Source organism: uncultured Clostridium sp. (assembly GCF_900547735.1).
Classification (GTDB): Bacteria; Bacillota; Clostridia; order Lachnospirales; family Lachnospiraceae; genus Otoolea.
On record NZ_URHZ01000006.1, the window covers coordinates 49,646 to 73,521 of the forward strand.

19 protein-coding genes are annotated in these 23,876 nt (G+C 49.1%); 13 read left to right on the forward strand and 6 right to left on the reverse strand.

The features are described 5' to 3' along the window. Positions 1–132: 132 nt before the first annotated feature. The 3 genes from recA to rny all read left to right on the forward strand — a co-directional run bounded on the left by recA (position 133) and on the right by rny (position 3,824). Entirely contained in the window at positions 133–1,233 is a 1,101-nt protein-coding gene (gene recA / locus QZT18_RS03125) for a recombinase RecA (RefSeq protein WP_294144122.1), read from the forward strand. A 109-nt stretch (positions 1,234–1,342) separates the two neighbouring features. Beyond that, positions 1,343–1,960 carry a regulatory protein RecX gene (locus QZT18_RS03130; protein ID WP_294144123.1) on the forward strand — a complete coding sequence of 206 codons (618 nt, stop codon included), beginning with the start codon at positions 1,343–1,345 and terminating at the stop codon, positions 1,958–1,960. Between the two features lie 319 nt (positions 1,961–2,279). Continuing rightward, entirely contained in the window at positions 2,280–3,824 is a 1,545-nt protein-coding gene (gene rny / locus QZT18_RS03135; RefSeq protein WP_294144125.1) for a ribonuclease Y, read from the forward strand. Positions 3,825–3,933: 109 nt separating this feature from the next. Here rny and QZT18_RS03140 read toward each other — a convergent pair whose 3' ends face one another. Then, a complete protein-coding gene (locus QZT18_RS03140; RefSeq protein WP_294144127.1) occupies positions 3,934–5,652 on the reverse strand; it encodes a PHB depolymerase family esterase in 1,719 nt (572 codons plus the stop codon). A 13-nt stretch (positions 5,653–5,665) separates the two neighbouring features. Further along, entirely contained in the window at positions 5,666–6,901 is a 1,236-nt protein-coding gene (locus tag QZT18_RS03145) for an MFS transporter (RefSeq protein ID WP_294144129.1), read from the reverse strand. 487 nt (positions 6,902–7,388) lie between these two features. Here QZT18_RS03145 and QZT18_RS03150 point away from each other — a divergent pair, with 487 nt between their 5' ends. From QZT18_RS03150 to QZT18_RS03170, 5 genes are all read left to right on the forward strand, one after another. After that, complete coding sequence (locus QZT18_RS03150) at positions 7,389–7,718, forward strand: hypothetical protein (protein ID WP_294144130.1); 330 nt, start codon at positions 7,389–7,391, stop codon at positions 7,716–7,718. 120 nt (positions 7,719–7,838) lie between these two features. Beyond that, positions 7,839–8,522: a response regulator transcription factor gene (locus QZT18_RS03155; protein WP_294144132.1), complete on the forward strand. Its 684-nt coding sequence runs from the start codon at positions 7,839–7,841 to the stop codon at positions 8,520–8,522. Beyond that, positions 8,516–9,661 carry a cell wall metabolism sensor histidine kinase WalK gene (locus tag QZT18_RS03160; RefSeq protein WP_294144134.1) on the forward strand — a complete coding sequence of 382 codons (1,146 nt, stop codon included), beginning with the start codon at positions 8,516–8,518 and terminating at the stop codon, positions 9,659–9,661. The genes QZT18_RS03155 and QZT18_RS03160 overlap by 7 nt, the downstream gene beginning before the upstream one ends. Positions 9,662–9,909: 248 nt before the next feature. Continuing rightward, positions 9,910–10,656, forward strand: a complete 747-nt coding sequence (locus QZT18_RS03165; RefSeq protein ID WP_294144135.1) for a TraX family protein — start codon at positions 9,910–9,912, stop codon at positions 10,654–10,656. An 83-nt stretch (positions 10,657–10,739) separates the two neighbouring features. Next, positions 10,740–11,000: a hypothetical protein gene (locus QZT18_RS03170; RefSeq protein ID WP_294144137.1), complete on the forward strand. Its 261-nt coding sequence runs from the start codon at positions 10,740–10,742 to the stop codon at positions 10,998–11,000. Here the strand turns inward: QZT18_RS03170 and yeiL are convergent, their stop codons facing one another. Further along, positions 11,001–11,660: a transcriptional regulator YeiL gene (gene yeiL, locus QZT18_RS03175; RefSeq protein WP_294144139.1), complete on the reverse strand. Its 660-nt coding sequence runs from the start codon at positions 11,658–11,660 to the stop codon at positions 11,001–11,003. 92 nt (positions 11,661–11,752) lie between these two features. On the opposite strand from yeiL, the gene QZT18_RS03180 reads away from it, so the two are divergent. From QZT18_RS03180 to proC, 3 genes are all read left to right on the forward strand, one after another. Further along, positions 11,753–12,385 carry a class I SAM-dependent methyltransferase gene (locus QZT18_RS03180; RefSeq protein ID WP_294144141.1) on the forward strand — a complete coding sequence of 211 codons (633 nt, stop codon included), beginning with the start codon at positions 11,753–11,755 and terminating at the stop codon, positions 12,383–12,385. A gap of 177 nt (positions 12,386–12,562) precedes the next feature. Then, positions 12,563–13,543, forward strand: coding sequence for a hypothetical protein (locus QZT18_RS03185; protein ID WP_294144143.1), 981 nt, complete (start codon positions 12,563–12,565; stop codon positions 13,541–13,543). 53 nt (positions 13,544–13,596) lie between these two features. Beyond that, complete coding sequence (gene proC, locus QZT18_RS03190) at positions 13,597–14,394, forward strand: pyrroline-5-carboxylate reductase (protein ID WP_294144144.1); 798 nt, start codon at positions 13,597–13,599, stop codon at positions 14,392–14,394. A gap of 273 nt (positions 14,395–14,667) precedes the next feature. Here proC and QZT18_RS03195 read toward each other — a convergent pair whose 3' ends face one another. The 3 genes from QZT18_RS03195 to QZT18_RS03205 are packed head-to-tail and all read right to left on the reverse strand — an operon-like array spanning position 14,668 to position 19,815. Beyond that, a complete protein-coding gene (locus QZT18_RS03195) occupies positions 14,668–16,554 on the reverse strand; it encodes a GHKL domain-containing protein (RefSeq protein ID WP_294144146.1) in 1,887 nt (628 codons plus the stop codon). A gap of 49 nt (positions 16,555–16,603) precedes the next feature. Continuing rightward, on the reverse strand, positions 16,604–19,096 hold the full coding sequence (locus QZT18_RS03200) for a hypothetical protein (protein WP_294144148.1): 2,493 nt from the start codon (positions 19,094–19,096) through the stop codon (positions 16,604–16,606). After that, complete coding sequence (locus QZT18_RS03205; protein WP_294144150.1) at positions 19,093–19,815, reverse strand: LytTR family DNA-binding domain-containing protein; 723 nt, start codon at positions 19,813–19,815, stop codon at positions 19,093–19,095. Before QZT18_RS03205 ends, QZT18_RS03200 begins: the two co-directional genes overlap by 4 nt. A 231-nt stretch (positions 19,816–20,046) precedes the next feature. Here QZT18_RS03205 and QZT18_RS03210 point away from each other — a divergent pair, with 231 nt between their 5' ends. Both QZT18_RS03210 and QZT18_RS03215 read left to right on the forward strand, forming a co-directional pair. Beyond that, the gene (locus tag QZT18_RS03210; RefSeq protein ID WP_294144153.1) at positions 20,047–20,775 is read left to right on the forward strand and encodes a LytTR family DNA-binding domain-containing protein; all 729 of its coding nucleotides are present in this window, start codon (positions 20,047–20,049) and stop codon (positions 20,773–20,775) included. Between the two features lie 292 nt (positions 20,776–21,067). Continuing rightward, the gene (locus QZT18_RS03215; protein WP_294144154.1) at positions 21,068–23,860 is read left to right on the forward strand and encodes a leucine-rich repeat protein; all 2,793 of its coding nucleotides are present in this window, start codon (positions 21,068–21,070) and stop codon (positions 23,858–23,860) included. The last annotated feature ends 16 nt before the right edge of the window (positions 23,861–23,876 follow it).

Sequence of the window (23,876 nt, forward strand, 5' to 3'; positions counted from 1 at the left end):
GTGAACAGTAACTCCGACTGCGATGTCCGCATAAAAACCGGGAAAATAAGGGTTGACATTTTAAGTCAGTTATACTATTATAAGAACAAGAAGAGAACATTTGTTCGTATTGAGAAATCATTGGAGGATGAGATGAACAGAGATGACAAGATGAAGGCACTCGATGCCGCACTGACACAGATAGAAAAAGCATACGGCAAAGGTTCCGTGATGAAACTGGGAGATTCCGGAACCAACATGAATATAGAGACAGTTCCGACCGGTTCCCTGAGTCTTGATATTGCGCTGGGACTGGGCGGCGTACCGAAGGGAAGGATCGTGGAAGTTTACGGACCTGAGTCCAGTGGTAAAACTACGGTCGCACTTCACATGGTTGCGGAGGTACAGAAGAGAGGCGGAATTGCAGGCTTTATCGACGCCGAGCATGCCCTGGATCCCGTTTATGCGCGTAATATCGGAGTAGATATCGACAACTTATATATTTCCCAGCCGGATAACGGCGAGCAGGCCCTGGAGATCACGGAGACGATGGTGCGTTCCGGCGCGATTGACATTGTCATTGTCGACTCGGTTGCCGCCCTTGTTCCGAAGGCGGAGATCGACGGCGAGATGGGAGACGCCCACGTAGGCCTTCAGGCCAGGCTGATGTCTCAGGCTCTTCGTAAGCTCACCGCTGTTATCAGCAAGTCCAACTGTACCGTTATCTTTATCAACCAGCTTCGTGAGAAGGTCGGAGTCATGTTTGGAAACCCGGAGACCACCACAGGAGGACGGGCCCTCAAGTTCTATTCCTCCGTACGTCTGGACGTCAGGAGAATCGAGACGCTTAAGCAGGGCGGCGAGATGGTCGGTAACCGCGTCCGTGTCAAGGTTGTCAAGAACAAGATTGCCCCGCCTTTCAAGGAGGCAGAGTTTGACATCATGTTCGGCAAGGGAATTTCCAAGGAGGGAGATATCCTTGATCTGGCCGCTAAAGAAGATATTGTGGAGAAGAGCGGAGCCTGGTATGCTTACGAAGGCAGCAAGATTGGACAGGGAAGAGAGAATGCAAAGAACTTCCTGATGGCCAACCAGGAACTGTGCGCCGAGATCGAGGCCAAAGTGCGCGAGAAGTACGGGCTGTGCGAAGGAGCTGCGGCCGGTGCGGCAGAGAAGAAGGACGGAACTTTACCGCCGGTAGATAAGAAGGCCGGAACTTTACCGCCGGTAGATAAAAAGGCCAACGCCGAATAGATACGGAGCAATCGGAGGACTGACAGCCGGAAGGTTCCAGAACTTCTATCTGCACATGAATATGAATCACAATTTGAAAATAAGAGAGTAACTGTTCAGGAGGCTTGATATGACAGTAGACAGAATTGAGCCCCTTGATAAACGAAGGAGCAAAGTCTTCATTGATGGAGACTTTGCCTTTGTTTTATATAATGGGGAGATACGGCATTACCATATAGAGGCAGGCGGAGAACTGGACGAAGCGGTTTACCGGGAGATACTTTACAGCGTAATCTGTAAAAGGGCCAGAGAGAAGTCCCTTTACCTTCTGAAGTGTACCGGCAGGACAGAGAGTGAAGTGAGGAGGAAACTGAAATCGGGCTTTTATCCAGAGACGGCCGTCACCGAGGCGATCGACTTTCTGAAACGCTACCATTATCTGGATGACCGTGAGTACGCGAGGAACTATGTGGAGCTGTACGGAGATAGAAAGAGCAGGACGGAGCTGATTACTTCCTTAATGAAGAAGGGGATAGACAAGAGAACGGTGGAGGAGTTCTGTAATGAGCTGCAGGCCGACAGTTCCGGCCAGATTACGAACCTGCTGAAGAAGAGACGGTACGACCCGGAATGCACGGACAAGAAGGAACGGCAGAAGCACGTGGCATATCTGATGAGAAAAGGCTTTTCCTATGAAGAAATACGAAACGCAATGGGAGCATTTGGAGAAGAAGATTACATGAATTAACGGATTTTCCAGCCTTTGTTAAATAGTAACGAAAAAAGGCGTAATTACCGCCGGAGATTCCGTAAGAAGTTTTTTGCGGATAAGTCTGGGCAAAAGCCGCAGTAAACGCGGGAGCAGCGGCGCGAAAGGGCGCCGGCGTCGGTTTTCATACATTGTAAAGCGTGTCATTGACAACGGTTTGGCCTGTTTTTGGAAGACTGTGAATAGTAACCGAAAAGAGGGTTTCAGATTCTTAATATACTTGACATAATGTATAAAACAGTTTAAAATTAGATCGTTGTATTCTTGTACAATGAAAACTAAATAAGGAGGTGCTCCTGTGTCACAAGTAATAATTCCGTTCATTACAGGTATTATTGTAGCTGTTATTACTTGGTTTGTGGCCATTAACTATCGTCAGAAAACGTATGAAACGAAGATTGGCGGTGCTGAGGAACGATCAAGGGAAATAATAGATGAAGCATTAAAAGTTGCAGAGACTAAGAAGCGAGAAGCTCTCCTTGAAGCCAAGGAAGAGTCCTTAAAGACAAAGAACGAGCTTGAGAAAGAAACAAAGGAAAGAAGAGCTGAGCTTCAGCGCTATGAACGACGTGTACTGAGCAAAGAAGAGAATTTGGACAAGAAGTCCGAGGCAATGGAAAAAAGGGAAGCAAGTCTGGCAAACAGGGAAGAGGCCCTCAAGAAGAGAACCGCCGAAGTGGAGGATCTCTATGATAAGGGTACGCAGGAACTGGAGAGAATATCCGGTTTCACTTCCGAGCAGGCAAAGGAATTCCTGCTTAAATCTGTTGAAGAAGATGTTAAGCATGACACTGCAAAACTGATTAAAGAAATGGAAACCAAAGCCAAAGAGGAAGCTGATAAGAAAGCAAAGGATTACGTGGTAACAGCCATTCAGCGCTGTGCTGCCGATCATGTGGCGGAGACGACAGTTTCCGTGGTGCAGCTCCCCAATGACGAGATGAAGGGACGTATTATCGGACGTGAAGGACGTAATATCCGTACCCTTGAAACACTGACAGGCGTAGAACTGATTATCGACGATACGCCGGAGGCAGTCGTACTTTCCGGATTTGAGCCAATCAGAAGAGAAGTGGCAAGAATTGCCCTGGAGCGTCTGATTGTGGATGGCCGAATTCATCCGGCCAGAATTGAGGAAATGGTAGAGAAAGCACAGAAGGAAGTAGAGACTATGGTGCGCGAAGAAGGAGAGGCAGCTCTTCTGGAAGTCGGCATTCATGGAATCCATCCGGAGCTTGTGAAACTGCTTGGTAAGATGAAGTTCAGGACAAGCTATGGACAGAATGCGTTAAAGCATTCAATTGAAGTGGCCCAGTTGGCGGGTCTGCTTGCCGCAGAGGTAGGCGTAGACGTCCGCACGGCGAAGCGCGCAGGTTTATTACATGATATTGGAAAAGCTGTTGACCATGAGCAGGAAGGTACTCACGTGGAATTAGGCGTTGCCCTTTGTAGAAAATACAAGGAGTCAGCGACGGTAATTAACGCAGTTGAGTCCCATCATGGCGATGTTGAACCGCAGAGCCTTATTGCATGTCTCATTCAGGCCGCTGATACAATTTCAGCCGCCAGGCCGGGCGCAAGAAGGGAAACTCTGGAGACATATACGAACCGGTTGAAACAGTTGGAGGATATCACTAATTCCTATAAGGGAGTAGACAAGTCCTTCGCAATCCAGGCGGGACGTGAAGTCCGCATAATGGTAGTGCCCGAGCAGGTCAGCGACGATGATATGGTGCTGATGGCAAGGGATATATCGAAGAGAATTCAGGAAGAGCTTCAGTATCCTGGTCAAATTAAAGTAAATGTGATCCGCGAATCAAGAGTCACCGATTACGCGAAGTAATTCTCCGAAATGAAAGATAAATGCCCTAAAACCGTAAGAATCAAAGATTCTATGGTTTTAGGGCATTTTTTGAATTCTTATATCTTTAAATTCTTATTAATTGATACTTTTATAATCTTATACCATTCCCATCCGTTACAAGTTTTCCTTTGTAATATAACTCCCCCGTTTCCCCCCTTGAAAAATGGCAGAAAAATTCATCATAATAGAACCAGGGATCCTGAGGCGTTATTGCATGCGGCTTTTCCAAAGTAGTAGTATACCGTACCATGGGCACGCCGCCTTCTGTTTTCCACTCCCGGTTTAAATACCTGCCGCTTCTCCAGCAATCCGGTGTTTCCTCGTCCGAAAGTTTGTACCTCGTTACCCAGTAATGAACCGTTCTTGCTGCATTGGCATTAGTTAAGAGAGTCCCGCCTCCCACATCTTTTTCCCCCATCTGAATCCATATGGGAACTGGAATATCGGTACGGACGCCGGGAGTACCGAAATCTCCCATAAAACCGCCTGTAACGACGCCTGAGTTGCTGGCTGCCGCTGCAAAGACGTCCGGCATGGCAAGTGCCGCACGCTGGGCCATTGCTGCGCCCATGGAGTGTCCGCAGGCGTAAATCCGTCCTGGATCCACTGGATACCGCGATTGGATATCAGCTAACATATGGCGGATCAATTTCTCATCATCCATATGATCCGAAAGCCTGGCTGCATTCCAGGCCGGATGCGGCATTACGTTCGCCTGTTTCCGCATGGTCCCCGTCGGCATAGCCAGGATAAATCCCCTTTCCCTGGCTGTCTGTACCCATTCATGAGAGTAAAGACCACTGAGGGCGCTGGCAGAGCCGCCATGAAAAAATACGACCACGGGAATTTTATCATCTGCCAAAACGGCAAGCCGTTCCGGAACATATTCGTACCAATGGCGCCTGAATCCGTCTATCTGAACTTCCTTTCGTCTGATTCCCCATTGTTCTTCCGTGCGGTAAGGATGGAGGTCGTCATTCAGAATTCCGGTGGCCCGGACTGTTTTAGACAAGAAGCGCTCCCATATTTTTTGACTCACATCATTTCCAAACGAATCCGTATCCAGCCACGCCACACGCGCAACCGGCTGGTGGTCGACCGCAGAACCGTGCTGTGCCGCATCGGGAAGCCATACGGTCATATTGTCCTGCTGATAAGCTTTTTCTTCCGTTTTGGCGGCACGGCGCCAATAGCGGATTACATACTCGGGATACAATTCCCGACGGCCGATAAAACATACCGGGCAAGCCACTTCTCTTTTGAGAATGTCTGAAGCCGCAGTCCCTTTTGCCCCCTCTTTCTCAAGTTCATCCCGGCTCATCACGATTTTGCCGAAAAAAGCCGCTGATGCATAGAGGGCAGGATTTGCACTCACATAACGGTGTCCATGTTCCGCGCCCTCCCCGTATGCCGCAAAATAGCTGAATGCCCTTTGCGTATCCATGTAGGTCCTGTCGTTTCTTATCCGATTTAATGATGCCAGCCGGGATGCGGCTTCCCCGCCGGTCAGCCACGGATCCTCACTGCTTCCCGCCATCAGGAGAAGAAGCTTTTCCTTCAGAGAAATCTCTATCCATCCGGTTCTTTCTAAAAACGTGTCCACGCTCTCGGAATTGGGAACCAGAAGAACCAGATGCTTACAACTGTATTCCATGCCCTCGGGGAAATAAACCCAGTATTGATGGATTCCGTTTTCCGTATCCATTGTCCCACGGTAGCCGCCGGTCAAAAGCGTCTCATAAGGATGCTCCGAAGATATATTTGAATACTGTTCCATAAAATTATTGGGAAATTTTTTCCACTCCATATTCTTATTCCTCCTACCACCGCATTCCATTTTCAGGATTTTTCTTTAAATAAATTCTTCCGTAAATTGCACCATAGATAATTACCGCGACAGAAATTACCGCCATAATATTGTACACGCCGCTATATCCGCCGAACATGCCCGCCCAGACGGGAATCATGATATTGGCAACCGTCATTCCGATGTCATTGCCGATTCCGACCGTACTGCTGGCAACCGCCTGTTTATCCACGGGCATCCGTTTCATGGCCATTGTTCTGCCCGCCATTGCATTTCCGCCACAGAGAACTCCATAAATGACCGCCGCCATAATAAGACCCGTCATGGAAGTACTCCGCGCCATCACCAGACAGGCCAGGGCGTATCCGGCTCCCGATGCATAGACACACCACCTGGCGCCGTATTTATCCATGACGCGTCCGAAATACGGTTTGGTCACATACATAATCAGGTTGGCAACCGTTGCAAACAGACCGGCATTCATGATATTAAGCTCCGTTTTTGCAAATTTTACAACCCAGGAAGCGCCCATCATAATGCTGACAAACTGGAATGCAAAAGAAATTACCAGGATTGGCAGACATTCAACGGAAAACAAATTCTTAAGCCGGATACTCTTTAAAGCAGCCAAAAACTTTTCCTGACCTTCTTTTACCTTTGATTTGTAGGGAAGTGAAACAATCAGAAGCAGGGAGAACGCCGTAAAAACAGAAGTGGCAATAAAGCTGGCTTCAAATCCCAGGCTGTTGGCAATTGCAAGGATCAGCACTGCACTGAAACTGGAAGCAATGACCTGTGCCATGGAATAGACGGACATTGCCATGCCAAGATCATCCTTATCCACAACCTCTCCTACCATAATAAAACCTGCGCTGTTCTGTAAGGCCCATGCCGCCCCGCGCACAATCTGCGCCGCATATAATCCGCTGACGGATCTGATGAAAATCAGGATAATGCTGGACAACGTCAGCATTGCATAACCGACTAACAACATTTTTTTCCTGTTAAATTTGTCTACCAGAATGGCCGTAACCGGCCGCATTACTAAACCGATCATCGATACCATGCCGGCAATCGAACCGACTATCACTGCCTCAAGTCCCAGCTCATCCGTTCCGTATGTAACAAATTCACTTCCCACACTGGAGAAGGCCAGACAGGCAAACAGATAGCTTATGATCAGTGTCAGAAAGTTCCGTGAAAAAATGACCTGAAAAATACTTTTTGTTGATTTTTGCTGAGTTACCATGTGATTTCCTCGCTTTCATTGTGTATTAATCCCTTTATCAGACTATACGAAATTTCACTTTGAAAAGGAATATGCACCCTGCACAAGAAGCGCTTTAAAAATTCAGCAGCCAAACGGCCGCTGGCTATTTGGGCTGCTCCGGCGGCCGGTACTGCACAGGAAATCGGTACCGGAATGGCCCGGATGTTGTGTGGTTTAGGGGGGAATTAATTGCATTCATACCGGAAATCTGATAATCTGGACCCTGGACCCGCAGAAAACAGGTATTTCTGCGGAGGCAGAGTGATTTTAATTAATTATAGAAATTGGCAGCGCTTTCTAACCGTACTTTAACCATACATCCTGTATAATGAACACGTGATCACAACACATCAGCAATAAAACAACGAAATAACAAACAGTAAAATTGCAGCAGCAAAATTACAGGCAAAAAAGCCATAACAAAAAAACACAACAAAAAATCACAAACCACAGGAGGTAACAAACTATGTTAAAAAACAAAACTACAATCGCTCTGGCTATTGCAGCCGTTACAACGATGTCAATGGCATTTTCCGCATTTGCAGCAGAGAAGGAACATAAGGAGACCACGGCGGCGCCTGCAAAATCGGCCACCTGCGATTACAGTATCGCCGCAAAGGATCTGGACGGCAAAACGGAAATTTCCTTATCCGAACTTAAGAAGGATAAAGACGGTAATTTTTATGCAATCGCACCGGACGGTACGAAAATCACCATCTCCACAACCAGGCCGGAACAGGGTGGGAACGATGATATCATAGTAAGTTTTGTGACAAAGGAGTCTTCCGGCAAGTAATCTGACCGGGCGCGGTATAGAGCCGTTGGGAATACGTTAGGAATACTGTTCTAAAAGGAATATAAACAAGAATTCATAAAGAAGTTAAAAGGTATTGAAAATGAAAGGATTTGGTGGGATATGAGGCTTTTAGTAGTAGAGGATGAGGAGGATATGCAGGAGGCGCTGTGCTACGGCCTCAGAAAGCGCGGCTATGCGGTCGATGCATCGGGCGACGGCGCGGATGCCGCGGAACTTTGCCGGATTAATGATTATGATCTGGTGGTTCTTGATTTAAACCTTCCCGGCCTGGATGGGATGGAAGTGCTAAAATATATCCACTCTTTGAATAAATCCACAAAAGTGCTGATTCTATCCGCCCGTTCCGAGATTTCAGATAAGATTACGGGTCTGGACGGCGGAGCCAGCGATTATCTCACCAAACCGTTTCACTTTGACGAGCTGGAGGCGCGCATCCGTGTGCTGCTGCGCCGCTCCTTTATCCAGGAGGAGGCTGCCCTGAAATGTGGGAATCTTCTTCTGGATACAAACTCAAAGACCGTGACTTACGACGGCCGTCCGGTGGAATTATCCATGAGGGAGTTTGCCATCCTGGAATATCTGATGGCGGGAATGGGACGGCCAATCAGTGCGGAGGAGCTGCTGGAGCATGTGTGGGACAGCGATGCCGATCCGTTTTCCAATCAGGTTAAGGTTTACATCAGCGTCATACGGCGCAAGCTCCAGGCGGTCACCGGGAAAGAGATAATACGCAGTATCCGGGGAGCCGGATATGTGATTGACAGGGAGGAGGAGCCATGTTGAAAAAATTATCGCTCCGCATGAGGCTGACTCTTTTGTCGGCCATGGTCATGGCCGGAGTGGCTGTTATATTGACCAGCATGTTTCTGTTCGGCGCCGACCGGATCTTTGTACAGGATTTGCCGAATCAGATTACGTATGAGCCAAAGGATGTGACGATTTCCACGGAAATCAGTAATAAGAGCGGGGCGGAAGACATGCAGGCCGTCATATTCACGGTAAAAGAGGCGGGAAACCGGTTTAATCTGTGGGGGATGGCCGGCCTTGTTCTGATGCTTGTTTTCGGAACGGGCGCAACATGGTTTATGGCAGGCCGGGTACTCAAACCGTTGGGGGATTTATCAAATACGATCGAAGAGATAAGCGGCAACGATTTATCGCGTCGCGTGGATACGGAAATACAGGACAGACAGGACGAGATCGGACGGCTGGCTCTTTCTTTTAATCATATGATGGATAAGGTCAGTGCCTCGTTTGAACGGCAGAAACGTTTTTCGGCCAGCGCGGCCCATGAGCTGAAGACGCCGCTTGCAACGATTCTGGTGAATCTGGAGGTAATGGAGCTGGACGGGCAGACGCCTCCGGCGCGGATGGAGAAGGTTCTGTCCGTGGTCAGGACGAATACGGAGCGGATGATACGGCTGACGGATGATCTGTTCCGGCTGACATCCGATAAGGACAGTGAGATGGGGGAGGAAGTGCTTCTGGAGGAGGCGGTTGCGATTGCGGTGGATGAACTGTCGCCTCTGCTGAAGGAAAAGCACCTAACGGTAACGGTTCAGGATCTGGCGGGGATTAAGATGACCGGAAACCGCGTAATGATTTACCGGGCGATGAGCAATCTGATTGAAAACGCGGCGAAGTATAACCGTGACGGCGGCATGATCCGTGTTACGGCGGAGGCTGCGGAACACGATATTAAGATAAAAATAAAAGATTCGGGGATCGGAATTCCCGCGGAGAATCTGCCCCATATTTTTGAACCGTTTTACCGCGTTGACCGTTCGCGTTCCCGTGCGGTGGGCGGAGCCGGCCTGGGACTTCCCCTGGTGCGTGACATTGTTGAAAAACATGGAGGAAAAATAGAGATAGAAAGCGTACCCGGCGAGGGGACGGAGATTACGGTTGAATTTCCGGCTTGATTTCCGGCTTACATTCCGGAAGAAAGAGAGTCCAGGGGGAACCGGATGGGAAAGATTTTCCATTTCCTGAAGCAATATCCATGACCGGCTCGTTTTAAAAGCAGGAACCATTTTTAGTAAGAAGGAATATCCGGCAGGAAAGAAGGATAATCCGGTACAGATAAACAGGGTTCCGGCGCCGTCTCTTACCGATGCACGGAAAACAAGAGACAGGGGCATTAATTTCATGGGAATGATGGGGGAATGGCATGAATACATTTGAACTTAAGATTACGGCTTTGATTCTGATGGTGATAGACCATATCGGTCTGTATTTTGAGGGGACGCCGCTGTGGTTCCGCCTGTTGGGGAGGGGCTCCTATCCTCTTTTTCTGTTCTGTATGGTATGGGGATACCATTATACCCGAAACCGCAGGGCCTATCTGCTCAGGCTGTATCTGATGAGTGTCTTTATGGGCTTTTTCTGCTATTATATGAATAAAAAGATGCTCCCTGCCAACGGATATGGGAACCACAATATCTTTGTACCAATGCTGCTGACCGGGCTTTTGATCAGCGCGATTGAACTCTTCCGGGAGGACAGGAAAAAGGGAATTGCCCTGCTTTGCGGAATCTTCGGGGTACAGGTGGTGTATTATATGATTCCGTCCATCCTCCCGTTTGTGCGCAGTTTAAGCGGAGATGTCGTGACCTCGTTTATTCCCAATCTTGGATTGAATGAATATGGTTTTCCATTCATTGCCCTGGGTGTTTTGATGTACTTTTTGAGGGATAAGAAGGATATGCTCTGTGCGGCCTATCTTATTTTCTGCATCAGCCAGTTCAGCCAGGAAATGATAGGGGAGGGCACCTTTTATCAGAGCTTTATGATCATCGCCCTGCCGTTTATGATGAAGTATAATCAGGAAAAAGGTCCGGGCATGAAGTATTTCTTCTATATCTTTTATCCTGCCCATACATTCCTGCTCTTTTATCTGGCAAACCATGTTTTTTAGTCCGCCTGGGGCTGCCGGCAGGGATATAGAAGGAAGAAAAACACAATTCAGAAAGACAGAGTCGGTTTGATTCAGGAGGGATTATGAAAAACAGAAAGATGAATAAGGCCTTATACAGCGCCGTTGTGTTCTATATGGTTATGGCGGGAGACATCCTGCTCAATTCTTACGTGGCAAACAAATGGTTTCAGGGAGTTCCGCAGATATGGCCTTCCATCCGGCTGGGATTCCTTGTTGTCAATACAATTTCCGTACCGGCTGCTTTTATGCTGGGCACCATTTTCCTGCTGACCGGGCTGAAGATCAACAAAAGAAAGAAGGCAAACGTCACGGCAAAACGGTAATCAGCGCGCCAGGGAGCGCAGAGCCTCCAAATCCAGGATGAGATATCCCTGTTTTGTCTTTTGCAGGATTCCCTTTTTGACAAAACCGGCCAGTACATAGAGCAGATGGCGGTAGGTAACGCCGAGAAACTCGGAAACCTCCGTGTGCCGTTCCCGGTACAGGCCGTTATGGGCCGTCATCAGAATAAAATCAGCCAGTCTGTTTTCCAGGGGAAAAGACTGGTTTTTTGAATAATTGCTTGTATTGCCCAGCGCCTTCCGGCTCAGGGAAAGACAGAGGTGGCGGAGAAACGTCCTGTCGTTTAACAGCCGTTCCCTGCATTCGCATATCCGTATGGCATAGCAGGTGCAGGGGGTAATGGCCGAGACGCCGTTTGAATATGTCTGGGCCCCGATCAGCTCCATTTCCCCGATAAAACAGGGGGCATTGATAAAATTAATCAGGGAAATCCTGCCGTTTTCCTGGGTCAGATAAAGTTTGGCCCGGCCGTCAATCAGATAATAGAGGCAGGAGGGGATGGAGCCTTCCTCAAGAAGCATTTCCCCGCTTTTAAAGGTTTTGACCGTGGTAAAGGGCCGCACGTCAAAGTCAAAAAAACCGGTCAAAGGGAAGTGATTATAATATTCTTCGATCGGTCCGCCGCCTTCTTTTAAATTCATCTGAAAATTCCTCCCGTATACAGTGTGAGATTTCTCATATCACAGTATCATCTTTGCTGATATAATGCAAACAAAAAAGCAAAGGGAGCAGGATGATGGAACAGGAATTTTACTGGAATGAGGCATCGGAGACAAAAACATTTACCACACCGTTTCACGCGGAGGAATTTATCCGGTATGTGGATAAGGAGAAAACCATTCTGGATGTGGGATGCGGGTATGGCCGCACCTTGGAGGAAATGCACCGGCTGGGTTACCGCCGTCTGATAGGGATCGATTTTTCAGAGGGAATGATCAACCGGGGGCGGGGGCAGTATCCATGGCTTGACTTGAGAGTAATGCAGACGGAGGAGATTGACCTGCCGGACGGGAGCGTGGATGCGGTGATACTGTTCGCTGTATTGACCTGTATCCGGGAGGATGAGAAACAGAGGAAACTGATCGGGGAAATACAGAGGGTTTTAAGGCCCGGCGGTATTTTGTATGTCAATGATTTTCTGCTGAATACGGACGAAAGAAATACGGCCAGATACGAGAAATACAGGAAACGCTATCAGACATACGGTGTATTCGAACTGCCGGAAGGCGCGGTGTGCAGGCATCATGAGGAGAGCTGGATTCAAAGTCTTTTATCCGGGTTTACCGGCTTACGGTATGAACATCTTGTATTTACGACAATGAACGGGAACCGGTCGAACGGATTTTATTATATCGGGAGAAAATAACGAAGACCTGTTGTTACTGTTCACAGATAGTATTCCGCTTACGTTCACCGTCCCTTTTTTTCTTGTATATTTGGGCGGTCTGGGGTATGATAGTTTTATAAGACAAATAGTGGAAAAATCCGGGTAAACTGCGAAGACAGGGGTTCGCCCGGTTTTTATACGTGAGAGGAGAAGTCTATGAGAGCAGGGAAAAAGTGGTACGCAGCGGCGATGACATTGATGCTGGCTGCCGGGGTATTTACGGTAACATCCTTCGGCGCCAGTAAAAACAAGATTACTTCGGTCAAGCTGGAGCTGAAGGATAATCTGCAGCTTGGGAGCGCGCTGGATGAGGATGAAGAACTGGAGATCGATACGACGGCGGATAATTACAGCGTTACGGAGTGGGAGATTGACAACGAGGGATTTACCTGGGGGCCTGAGCATAAGCCGAGGGTAAAAGTGACGATCTCTGCGGAGGACGACTATTATTTTTCAGTATCCAAAGACAAGGTGAAGATCAAGGGCGATGAGGCAACCGTATATAATACGAAAAAGGAAAATTCCCAGACCTTAATCGTTACGCTGGATCTGAAACCGATGTCCCAGAGAGTCGGCCCCATTGAGTACGCGTATTTAAACGGCACGGTTGCAACATGGGCTCCGGCACAGGGGGCAGCGGCATACGAAGTTTACCTTTACCGCGACAGCAGGGCAGTGGGCAGCAAGAAAATCACAACGGAAACTACGCTTGACTTTGGTACGGCGATACGAAAAGACGGCGAGTATTATTATAAAGTCCGAGCCACAGGCGGCGAGGGGATGAAGGAAGGTAAATTTACGGAGTCCGAGAGCAAATACGTCAGCCCTTCCGACGCGGCGGCCCTGGCCGGTTCGGGTAACGGCGCGGCGCAGAATAATTCGGAAGTCACCCCCGGACAGTGGGTGCAGGATCAGAACGGCTGGCGTTTCGTCAATCCGGATGGGTCCCAGACCACCAATAACTGGGCATTAATCAACAACAAATGGTATTTCTTCGGAGAGAACAGCTATATGGTTACCGGATGGGTTCAGTGGAAGGAACTCTGGTATTACATGGGGCCGGACGGCGATATGCAGACGAATTGCCAGACCCCGGACGGCCATACGGTGAACGGAGACGGAGTCAGGATCTCGTAGCCGGACAAAAATAAATGAAACAGACGAAATGCGACAAAATGGAGGACAGAGAAATGGCAGAAATAGGGTTTATCGGAATGGGAAATATGGGATATGCCATTCTGAAAGGACTTTTAAAGGTATACGGTAAAGAGGAAATTATTTTTACCGATGTCAACCGGGAAAGATGCGGGCAGGTCTCGGAGGAGACGGGGGTTGCTTCGGCGGCGGATAACGCGCAGTGCGCCGCTTCGGCCAAATATATTGTGCTGGCGGTCAAACCCCAGTTCTTTGCACCGGTTCTCTCCGATATTGCGGGGATACTGACAACGGATCACATAATTATTTCCATCGCCCCGGGCATCACGGTGGACAGTCTGAAGGAAAAGCTCGGGGAGGATAAGAGAATTGTCCGCGCAATGCCGAATACACCGGCTCTTCTCGGAGAGGGGATGACGGGAGTCTGCTATGAACCGTCCCTTTTCAATCCGGAGGAGCAGGAAACAATTAAAGCCTTTTTTGAGTCCTTCGGCAAGATGCAGATCGTGGAGGAGCGTTTAATGAACGCCGTGGTCTGTGTGAGCGGAAGTTCGCCTGCCTACGTTTACATGTTCATCGAAGCTCTGGCCGACAGCGCCGTTAAATACGGCCTTCCGAGGGAGGCGGCGTATAAGATGGCCGCCCAGGCCGTAGCGGGCAGCGCCAGGATGGTGCTGGAGACGGGAGAACATCCCGGGGCACTGAAGGATAAGGTGTGTTCCCCGGGCGGTACGACGATTGCCGCCGTATCCGCACTGGAGGAGTACGGGTTCAGAAATGCCGTTATCAAGGCATCGGATGCCTGCTATGACAAATGTACGAATTTAAAATAAGAATTACCAGGCTGAAATAAGAATTACCAAGCCCGCCATGGAACCGTAAATACGGCATCATGGCGGGCTTTTTCTTGATTCATAGGAAATTACGTCCTATGAATCAAAAACGCTCCGCGAGGATGCACATGCCGCGCAGAGGTAAATGGTTGCAGAAGCAACCGCGCGGCAGCGCAAGAGTTCCGCGAGCGGAACTCTTTGTTCAGTGGCAATGAAAAGTTCGCAAAAAATGCTTTTCGTTGTTTGCCGGCGGACTGTTTTGCTGACGGATGCTTACCGTGTATCCTCCGAATCCCCGGATGCAGCCTGGTTCCAGAGAACAATGGAAACCTCGAATTCCTGATCCCCCGGAGTCAGATAGAACTGGCCTCCGTTTTCCTTCACAAGGCTTTGGACACTGGAGAGCCCGATTCCAAATCCCTCATGTTTGGTTGAATGAACCCGGCGGCCTTCGGAGGAATACTCACCATTCCAGTGATTTTTAACACTGATGAGCAGATTTCCCTTTGAAATCCTGGAATATACGCTCACGTTCCGCATTTCACACGGAAGCTTTTCAGACGCCTCGATTGCATTTTCCAGGAGGTTTCCAAACAGGAGGCCCAGGCTCCAGCCCTCCAGTTTGAGTACGGGAGGCAGAGTGACCTTCAGGATCAGCGGAACCTTTTTCTGTACGGCCAGCCGCTGATAATAAGCCAGCACCGCGCCAGCTGCATGGTTTTCACACAGAACCGGCCAGGAGGACTGTTCCGTGCTGCTCTCATAGCCCTTTATATAACTGTGCAGTTCATCGTACTGTTTCTGCCGTACCAGTTCATTCATCGTATTTAAATGATGGCGCAGATCATGCCGCATTCTTCTCGTCTGTTCAAAATTATCGGATATGAGGCGGTAGTTTTCCTCCTGAAGGGAGAACTGCCGTTTCATAAGCCGTATATTTTCCGACAGGGCGGCCCGCTGTGCATAGGCGGAAACCGTGTCGTACCATAGACCTCCGGCCAACAGGAGGATGAAGAGAAAACCTGCGTTTTCAACCGGCCAGCCAAAGCGCACCGGCTCAAAGACGGGCGCAGCCTGCTGGACCAGAATGGCGGCGGCGAGTACGCACAGGCCGGTAAGCAGCAGGCTGTTCATCCTTTCCCTCTGCTCTCTGTTGAGCAGGGCGGTGGTAATAAGCCAGCCGAAGAGAGCCAGTTTGTAGATGCCGAGAAACGCTGAGTAAATCATCATGGCATTCAGGCTGTGCCGCAATAACAGGGCCGGTACGGCAAAGGAGAGGCCTGCCGCAGTATAAGTGACGGCCATCACAAGGCGGCGCGGCCGGCCGTTTATCCCGCACAGGCTGCAGTGAAGCAGTGCGGCCTGTGCCAGGAACAGACAGAAGCTCACGTCTTCCAGATGATAGGTCCAGTACCCCGCCCCGAACAGATGGAAAAGAGGGTACATTACGTGGAAGGCGAACAGCAGGCTCACGGAGGCAAACTGACTCATCCCTTTTCCGTCTTTTCCGATCCGGATCCCGATCAGCAGATAGAGAAATCCAATGGTAAGGGAAGAAATTACCATGATACAGGTGCGCAGAAAACGGAAGGAAATTAAGTCCGATACGGCGGCTGCGGTGCCGAAAGCGGGAGGGTAGACCATGCCGCTGTAGTAGTGGTAGGAATCGGCTGCCTGAACTACAATTTCCGCCTGTCCTGCCGCCTGAAACGTGATCATTCCCGTACGGATTGACGGTTCTTCCAGCAGATCCGACACATTGCCGAGGCTGCTTACAAGACGGCCGTTCACGAAAACACGGGAAGCGGAGAAAATTTCAGGAAGTTCCAGTGCATATTCCCTTGTTTCCGGGGGCAGCAGGAGCTTCAGGCGGTAAGTGGCACAGCCGTGAGGCGAACCTTCCTGCCTTTGTCCCTGATGTCCGGCCTCAAAGCCGCCGTATTCGCCCAGGTAGATTAAAAGTGGTTCTCGGCCGTCAAATCTGCCCGGGTCAATCAGTTCCTGGGAGTAGAATTCCCAGCCGTAGGTCAGGATGGACAAAAAATCCGTCTGCTCTGCACCGCGCAGATCCAGCACGCCGTTTTTTCCATATGGTTTGGAATATTGATATTTGTTGTCAAACCGGTATTGCAGGAAAATAAGGGCTGCGGTAAAAGCCACGGTGCACAGCAGCCAGGAAAAGCGTTTGACACAATTTGATGCGCTGATATTACCGCCTCCTTATCATAAAAAAGCCGATTGCAGCGCCCGAGACGACTGCAGCCAGGCCGGCGGCAGCCCGTAAGAGATCGGGGGGAAGTTTCCGGCTGTTTGCAGAGACATTGCCGGAGATGTCTTCTTTCGCTGGGGAGTTAATTCCGGATTCACGGCAGGAGGCGTCAGTCTCTCCCGCGGCTATTGCCGCCGCTGTTGTCTCGTCTGATATAATACCTGAAGCGTCCATTCTTGTCCCTGATTCCATACCTGCCCCTGCTTCTGTACCTGTCCTTGCTTCTGTACCTGTCCCTGATTCCGTACCTGCCCCTGACTCCGTTCCGGGTCCGGTTAAGCCACCTGTCATGCTGGCGTCGGGCTCTATCGAGCTTCGGTTATCCTCATCTGAATGAGCGGATGAATCGCCGTTGCTGCTGTTTGAACTGCCTGATGAGCTACTGCCGCCGCCGGAGCCACTGAAAGAACCGTGATTTCCGCCCGGATCCGTTTCACAGCCGCTATCCGGTGCGGGAGGGACCGGTGGATTGTCAGGTTCGGGCGGACTCGGTGGATTGTCGGGTGCGGGTGGATTCGGCGGATTGTCGGGTTCAGGCGGAGTGGGGGAAGGCTCCCCTTCATCTGAACCGCTGACGTCAAACAGACCTTCGGGAGCCTTGTTATGGCGTTTCCCGCCGCCCCGATCTCCATCGACTGTCTGACTGAAGGAAAGTCCCCATATACCGTGGCTCACATTGAGCCCGCCGGAAAAGGGGTTAAGATCAGAGCGGGAATTCTGTTCCACCTGGAACGTATAGCCGGTCCCATTTCTCAGTATCTCCTGCTTCAGGCCGGATATGGATAAAAAGTGATTGTTAACGGTTACATTCGGGGCGTCTGTGATATTATACCAGTCAAGATTGGCGTTATCACAGCACCAGACGGTGAGTTCGGAGGTATCCGGGAAATAGACGGGATCGAGGTTATCATTTTCGAACAGGAACTCCACCCGGTTGTTTTCATAGAGCTTCTCTTCCTTTGGGACTATGACAAAGGAAGGAAATTGCTCATAAACGGTAATTTTCAGAGTCAGCTCCGGCATGGAGGAAAAATCGAGAAGCCCGGAGTATTCACTGATGGAATCTTCTGAAAATTGTCCCCGTATGAAAGTATCGCCCGTCTGGTTCCAGTCGATGTGATCGAGAGCCTGCCGATCCCAGTCCACGTCGAGACGGACACTGTTCTTCCAGAGCCCCTGCCGCTCTCCGTAGAAAGCAAAGATTTTATTGAAAAAATCAATCTGCTCCTGTTCCTGTTCGCCTTTCAGCACTAATGTGTATAATGGCTGGATATTTCTCGGCGAGGTTCCGTAACCGAGTACCCGATAAGGTCCCTCTTCAATGGGAGTTGTATCCCAGCTGCCTTCATTCCAGGCATCTCCGCCCATCATGCCGCCGGAACTGATAAGTTCTGCTTTCAGGTCATTTTCTCCGGTTATCCGTACCAGATCCGAGCAGGGATAATCCAGATTTTCCAGGTGCATATCGACGGCCTGAAACAGAGAATTCCCGCTGACACCGGAAATCATGAGCCGGTTATCCGAGATTAGCACCCGATTGGTGCGGGTAATATTGCTCCAGTTTTTACCGTCATCCACACTTTCATATAATTCCATTGCCATATCCGGTAAACGATAAGGCTCTCCCTCCATCAGGTAGTGAAGCGTCAAGGTATTTCCCGACACTTCCGGTTGGAAGGACAGAACACGTCTCTTCACAATCTGAAGAACAAAAGAAGGGAGAGCCGCATTGCCCCAATCGACCGGATAATCAATCAGACCCGGATCAAAGGTTCCGGTGATGGTGTACGTTCCCTCTCTGTCGAAATCCACTTCGGAAAAATCCCAGTCCACATCCACATAGAAAGAATCATCCAGATGGCCGTCCGGACCGTCCAGGTAGACTTCAACCGGATTCACATCCGATTCAAATGCTTCAATACCGTCACCCGGCTCAATGAGAACCGGCCTGCTGTCATAGAGGAAGTAATAACTGCAAAGCGTATATTCCAATTCCTGCTGTCCGGATAGCGGAGAAGATATTTCCTCCGGGGCGGCCTCGGACGGAGTGGCAGGCGCGGGAATCGGAGACGGAATGGGGACGTGGATGATATCATCAGCCGGTTCCTGCTCTGGCTCTGTAACATGATGCGTGTCATCCGGCGGTCCTGGCTTTAGATGATCGTCCGGTAAAGCGTCGCCTGGTGTCGCCGGTTGGGGCCGAAGGTTGTTACCGGCATCGCCGCCTGAGTTCTTATCAATATCATGCTCGCCTTCTGCATCTGCATTTCCGGGCGTCGCAGGATTCCCTCCTTTCGTATTTTTGCCCTCCGCGATTTCGGATTCCTGTCCCGAAGCAAATGCCTGGACAGAAGCGGCGCCTCCGAGCACCGAAGAAAGCAGAAAGGCAGTGCCCGTCACTGCGCAGATTAGAGCCCTCTGTTTTCGGTTCATAGCGGTGTACCCGTCATAGAGGCGGTCAGAAAACGCCCATACTCCCTTTCAAAGATTTTTTCACACGTACGGCTTAAGGGGATTTTTTCCCCGGTTTTAAGATAGATATCGCAGCCACACCGTTTGTCGATATAGTCCATGTTAAGCAGAAAGCTTCTGTGAGTGCGCAGAAAACGGCTGTCCGAGATCTGTCCGGCGACGGTTTCTAATGTGGAACGCAGAGTAATATCCCTGCCGGCATGGACAATGGTCTGATTTCTGAATACTTCCACATAACGGATATCCTTAAGAGGTACGAGAATTTCACGGCCGCCGGAGAGAAAGGAGGCACATCTGGCCGAGGAGGCGAGTACGTCCCGGCATCGTGAAAGCGCCTGGCAGACGTGTTCGTATGTAATCGGTTTGACCAGATAGTGCTCCGCGTCCACTTCATAACTTCTGGCATAATGATCCGTACTGACGGTCACAAAGATGATAGAGCAGGAATTGCCTTCTGCACGGAGCGTTTCCGCCAAATCCATACCGGAAACAGGGGACATATAGATATCCAGAAACAGGATTCCGATATCCGGATCCTGACGGGCTTGTTCTAAAAGTGAGTCGCTTTTGCTGAATTCTAAGATTTTATAATCAAGGGTATTCTCACCCGCATAGCGGCATATAAACCCACGCAGTTGGTTTCGTATTGTTTCATCGTCATCACAGATTGCAATTTTCACAAAAAATCTTCCTTTCAGGGGTATTGTCATATTCTTTTTTTATAGCATAGAAAATTAACTGCCGCAAGGGAAATTAAAGCCATTTGTCCCGCTTTACTTCCAATTATCCCCAGTTGGTTGCCGGAAGCGGAATTTCGCCCTATTTTTATATTATTAGGAGGGGAATATTCCGCGAAGCGGCAGCTTAGATGGTACTGAATAGTTACGAATGCTTAACATGGGGGACTGGTTATGGTAGTGGCAATTTGTGATGATGACAAAGCGGATCGGACACTCGTCGGCGTTCAACTGGCACAGAAGATGAAGGGACGCAGCGAAGCCCTGGAAATTACATATTTTGATTCTGGGGAAGATCTGATTGAGCAATACGAGGACGGCAACAGGAAATACGATCTGATTTTCCTGGACATCTGTATGAAGTTTATGAATGGGATCGAGGCGGCGCGTCAGATACGCGGCTATGATGGAAAAGTGGCAATCATTTTCCTGACATCCAGCCGGGATTATGCGATTGACGGATACTCGGTCCGGGCCATTGATTATTTGCTGAAACCGCTGGAGACGGGCAGGCTGGAGGAGGCCTTAAACCGTTTTATGGTAGAACGCTATCCCAGGATCAGGCAGAGTCTTCTGGTGGTGGGCAAAAACACGGGGCGGAGAATCGCATATGACGATATTATGTATATTGAGAGCATCAGGATGAACCTCCGGATCGTCTGTAACAATGGGATAGAACATACAATCCGCAAGAAGCTGGACGATGTTCAGGCCGAATTGACCGGCGCCAGATTTTTAAGATGTAACAGAAGTTTTATTGTCAATATGGATTATATTGCAGATGCAAAAGACGATTTTACAATGGATAACGGAGATAAAATACCGATTAAAGTACGTGAAAAGAAACAGCTTCGGAAACAGTATTTTGACTATATTATGAGTCAGGAATGGAGGCTGGCTTAGACGGCCACCGTGCAGGGAGTGAACCGTAACCTTAGACGGGACGGGGCTTTAAGAAAGGGATGAAAAACGGCATGATTTTTGTATCGTAAAACGTGACTTTTAGCACACCCGGACGGCTTTGACAGGGAACTGTGATATATTTATCCTAAAATAATTCCCGGCATGTTAAGGGCAGTATATCGGACAGAAATATGGCAGGGATAAGATTATGAAATCGGGAGGTATACGGAAAAAGAATAGAAAAAACAGTCATAAAGATGAAAGGATGAAACAGGAAAAAGGAGGAAAAAAGATGAAAAGGAGATTGCGGAGTACGTTGAGCACTGCGCTCATTGTAGCAATGCTGGGAACCATGTTCAGCGGAACGGCGTTCGGCGCGGGAGTAAGAAAAGCGTCGGGACTATTTGAGAAGAATATAGTACCATTCCTGATGGTTACTGAGTGGCTGGGAGATTATGGAGATATAGAGCCGGAGTATCAGGAGATATCTGTCAACCTTGCCAGCCCGGCAAATGCGTTGATGGCATCCGGATCTGAACTTGCCGCATCCAGCTCTGAACTCGCCGCATCGGCGAGTGATCTTATAAACTGGGAGTATGATGAAGATGCTTCGGAGCTTAACGTTGCACTGAATAATGAATGGGATTATTTCTACAAAGAGAAGCTCCCGGCCAGAGTGAATTTCAGTGTAGGGGAAGGAAGCGGGCAGTATCAGGGAGAAGTTGAGATCAGAGGAAACTGGTTCCTGCGTGTATTTTCAAATAATATTACTAGGGGCTATGACAGAAAAACACAGGAAGTAATGCTTGAGAAAAGTGAGTACTGGGCAAGCCCAAGCAATTTGTCCGATAGCAGTTATACAGTAACCATTACAGAGAATGGAGCTTCAGTATCGGGGGCAGACGTTGAAATTAACAAAAATGCCACTTATGGGATCTCCTTAAATTTCAAGAAGGATCTGGTTGATCCTGCAAACAGAAGGTTTGACAGGATATTCAAAGCAGAACTGAAACATGGAAAAGAACTGATTGGGTATACCTATTTCGTTCTTCCGCAATACAGCAAAATAAACGGGACTGTCTATCCCAGCATAAGCAAGTATCTGGCTGATTTGAGTGACAGCGAAAAGGGGAATATAAAAGAACTTAAGATAACGGAAGGTGATATAACAGCCAACGAGTGGTATCAGCTTATAAACCTGCCCAATCTCAAGAAGCTATACCTGTCAAAGGATCTTGACAGAGTATTTATGACCGGACTTTATGATGATGCTCATAACAATACCCTGGAAGAGATTTATTTTAACTGGAACGGAGAAACTGCGACGAAGAACAGTCCGGCCAGGTCAGGTTATAATACGAGTGTAGAAAACATTGTAGAGGGAGCGTTCAAAGGGTTTGACAAGCTTAAAAAAGTAAGCATGCCAGGAGTCACATCTGTCGGCCGGTCTGCTTTCTATGGCAATGCGGAATTAGCCGATATAGATGCACCGGATTTGCAAACCATCTATAACAGTGCATTTGAGGGCTGTACATCTTTAAGTACGGTCGATATGCCGGAACTGGAAAAAACGGGAGAAAGAGTGTTCTCAGGCTGCACCTCCCTGACTTCGGTTGATATGCCGAAACTTGATACCCTTGGACAAAGAGCGTTCTTAGGATGTACATCGCTGAAGGGGCTGGAGCTGCCGACAGCGGAGACTATAGGAGATAGTGCATTTGAGAACTGCACAGGCTTAGAATCAATCGCCCTTCCAAAGATTGACTGGGTACCGGATAAACTGTTTAAAGGCTGCGAGAATTTGAGGGTGGTTGATATTTCATCTGCAGAGTATGTGCGGGGCAGCAGTTTTACAGGGCTCAGTACTTCTCCTGAAAACCGTATCAAACTGATCCTGCCTGAGTCTGCACCTTATATTTGGAATAATTTCCAGGAGGAGCAGAGGTTTGACTACAGCCTGGTGAATGAAAGGGGAGATGCGCTGACAGGCAGCAGGCTTGATGATGCGGTCGCCGGGTATTCCCGTGTTCCGGAATGGAGCAGGGTTCTGGACTTATCAAGCATATCAAGCAAAGAGATGACTGCAGAGTACATTTTCGCGGGAGAGAGCGCTTCTCATTTTGACAGAGGAGAAAATCTGCATGAAATTATGCAGAAAATAAGCGGAAATGGGTCGTTGTCCAATGTGAAATGGTTGAGTGTGGCCGGTGCAAAACTTACGGCGGAAGACTGGAGCCAGCTTGAGAATTTGACGGCCCTCGAGACTCTGACAGTGGGAAGATCGTCGGAGGCGAACAATGCTAAATATGCAACGGAAATTCCTGAAAACTGCAAATTACCTGCATCACTGAAATGGGTATTTTTAAATACGGTAACCAAAATCCCGGCCGGCGCTTTTAAAAACAATACCGGACTGGTACAAATGAGGCTTGAATCAATTAAAGAGATCGGCGATGAAGCGTTTGCAGGATGTACCTCCCTGCATTGGCTGGCAGTGCCCAATACACCGCCAACCCTGGGGAATAACGTATTTGCAGGATGCACTTACCAGGGCAAGACGATTGAGACGCTGAGGTGGGTAGGTGATAGAGAATTACAGAATTTCTATGAGAGATATGTAAGCTCCGATCAGCAGTGGCTGCCATGGATCCCGGGAGATAGGCCGACACCGCCGCCGACTCCCGACACTCCTGACACCTCTTCTCCATCCACTTCGGGCAGGGACAGAGGAACCCATTACGGAAGCTGGGTTCAGGATGCACGCGGATGGCGTTATACACTGAACGGACAGATACCGTCCGCCCAATGGGGATACCTTCCATATAACGGAAAGTTTGCATGGTACTATTTTGACCAGGACGGCTATATGAAGACCGGCTGGTTTACAGATGAAAAAGGCAGAACCTATTATCTCCATCCGGCGGCAGACGGAACAAGGGGGTATATGTATACGGGTTGGAACCTGATTGACGGAAAATGGTACTATTTCAGCACGGAAGAGGGCTCCGGCAACGGAATGCTTCTTAAGAACACAACAACACCGGACGGATACAAAGTAGACGGGAACGGAGTTTGGGTTCAGTAGAACGGTTTAAGAGCTG

Coding starts and splice junctions, on each gene's coding strand:
- QZT18_RS03160 (WP_294144134.1), top strand. CDS start 8,516: ATGTTGAAAAAATTATCGCTCCGCATGAGGCTGACTCTTTTGTCGGCC.
- QZT18_RS03170 (WP_294144137.1), top strand. CDS start 10,740: ATGAAAAACAGAAAGATGAATAAGGCCTTATACAGCGCCGTTGTGTTC.
- proC (WP_294144144.1), top strand. CDS start 13,597: ATGGCAGAAATAGGGTTTATCGGAATGGGAAATATGGGATATGCCATT.
- QZT18_RS03215 (WP_294144154.1), top strand. CDS start 21,068: ATGAAAAGGAGATTGCGGAGTACGTTGAGCACTGCGCTCATTGTAGCA.
- QZT18_RS03140 (WP_294144127.1), bottom strand. CDS start 5,652: ATGGAGTGGAAAAAATTTCCCAATAATTTTATGGAACAGTATTCAAAT.
- QZT18_RS03155 (WP_294144132.1), top strand. CDS start 7,839: ATGAGGCTTTTAGTAGTAGAGGATGAGGAGGATATGCAGGAGGCGCTG.
- QZT18_RS03185 (WP_294144143.1), top strand. CDS start 12,563: ATGAGAGCAGGGAAAAAGTGGTACGCAGCGGCGATGACATTGATGCTG.
- yeiL (WP_294144139.1), bottom strand. CDS start 11,660: ATGAATTTAAAAGAAGGCGGCGGACCGATCGAAGAATATTATAATCAC.
- QZT18_RS03180 (WP_294144141.1), top strand. CDS start 11,753: ATGATGGAACAGGAATTTTACTGGAATGAGGCATCGGAGACAAAAACA.
- QZT18_RS03165 (WP_294144135.1), top strand. CDS start 9,910: ATGAATACATTTGAACTTAAGATTACGGCTTTGATTCTGATGGTGATA.
- QZT18_RS03210 (WP_294144153.1), top strand. CDS start 20,047: ATGGTAGTGGCAATTTGTGATGATGACAAAGCGGATCGGACACTCGTC.
- recA (WP_294144122.1), top strand. CDS start 133: ATGAACAGAGATGACAAGATGAAGGCACTCGATGCCGCACTGACACAG.
- QZT18_RS03150 (WP_294144130.1), top strand. CDS start 7,389: ATGTTAAAAAACAAAACTACAATCGCTCTGGCTATTGCAGCCGTTACA.
- QZT18_RS03130 (WP_294144123.1), top strand. CDS start 1,343: ATGACAGTAGACAGAATTGAGCCCCTTGATAAACGAAGGAGCAAAGTC.
- QZT18_RS03200 (WP_294144148.1), bottom strand. CDS start 19,096: ATGAACCGAAAACAGAGGGCTCTAATCTGCGCAGTGACGGGCACTGCC.
- QZT18_RS03145 (WP_294144129.1), bottom strand. CDS start 6,901: ATGGTAACTCAGCAAAAATCAACAAAAAGTATTTTTCAGGTCATTTTT.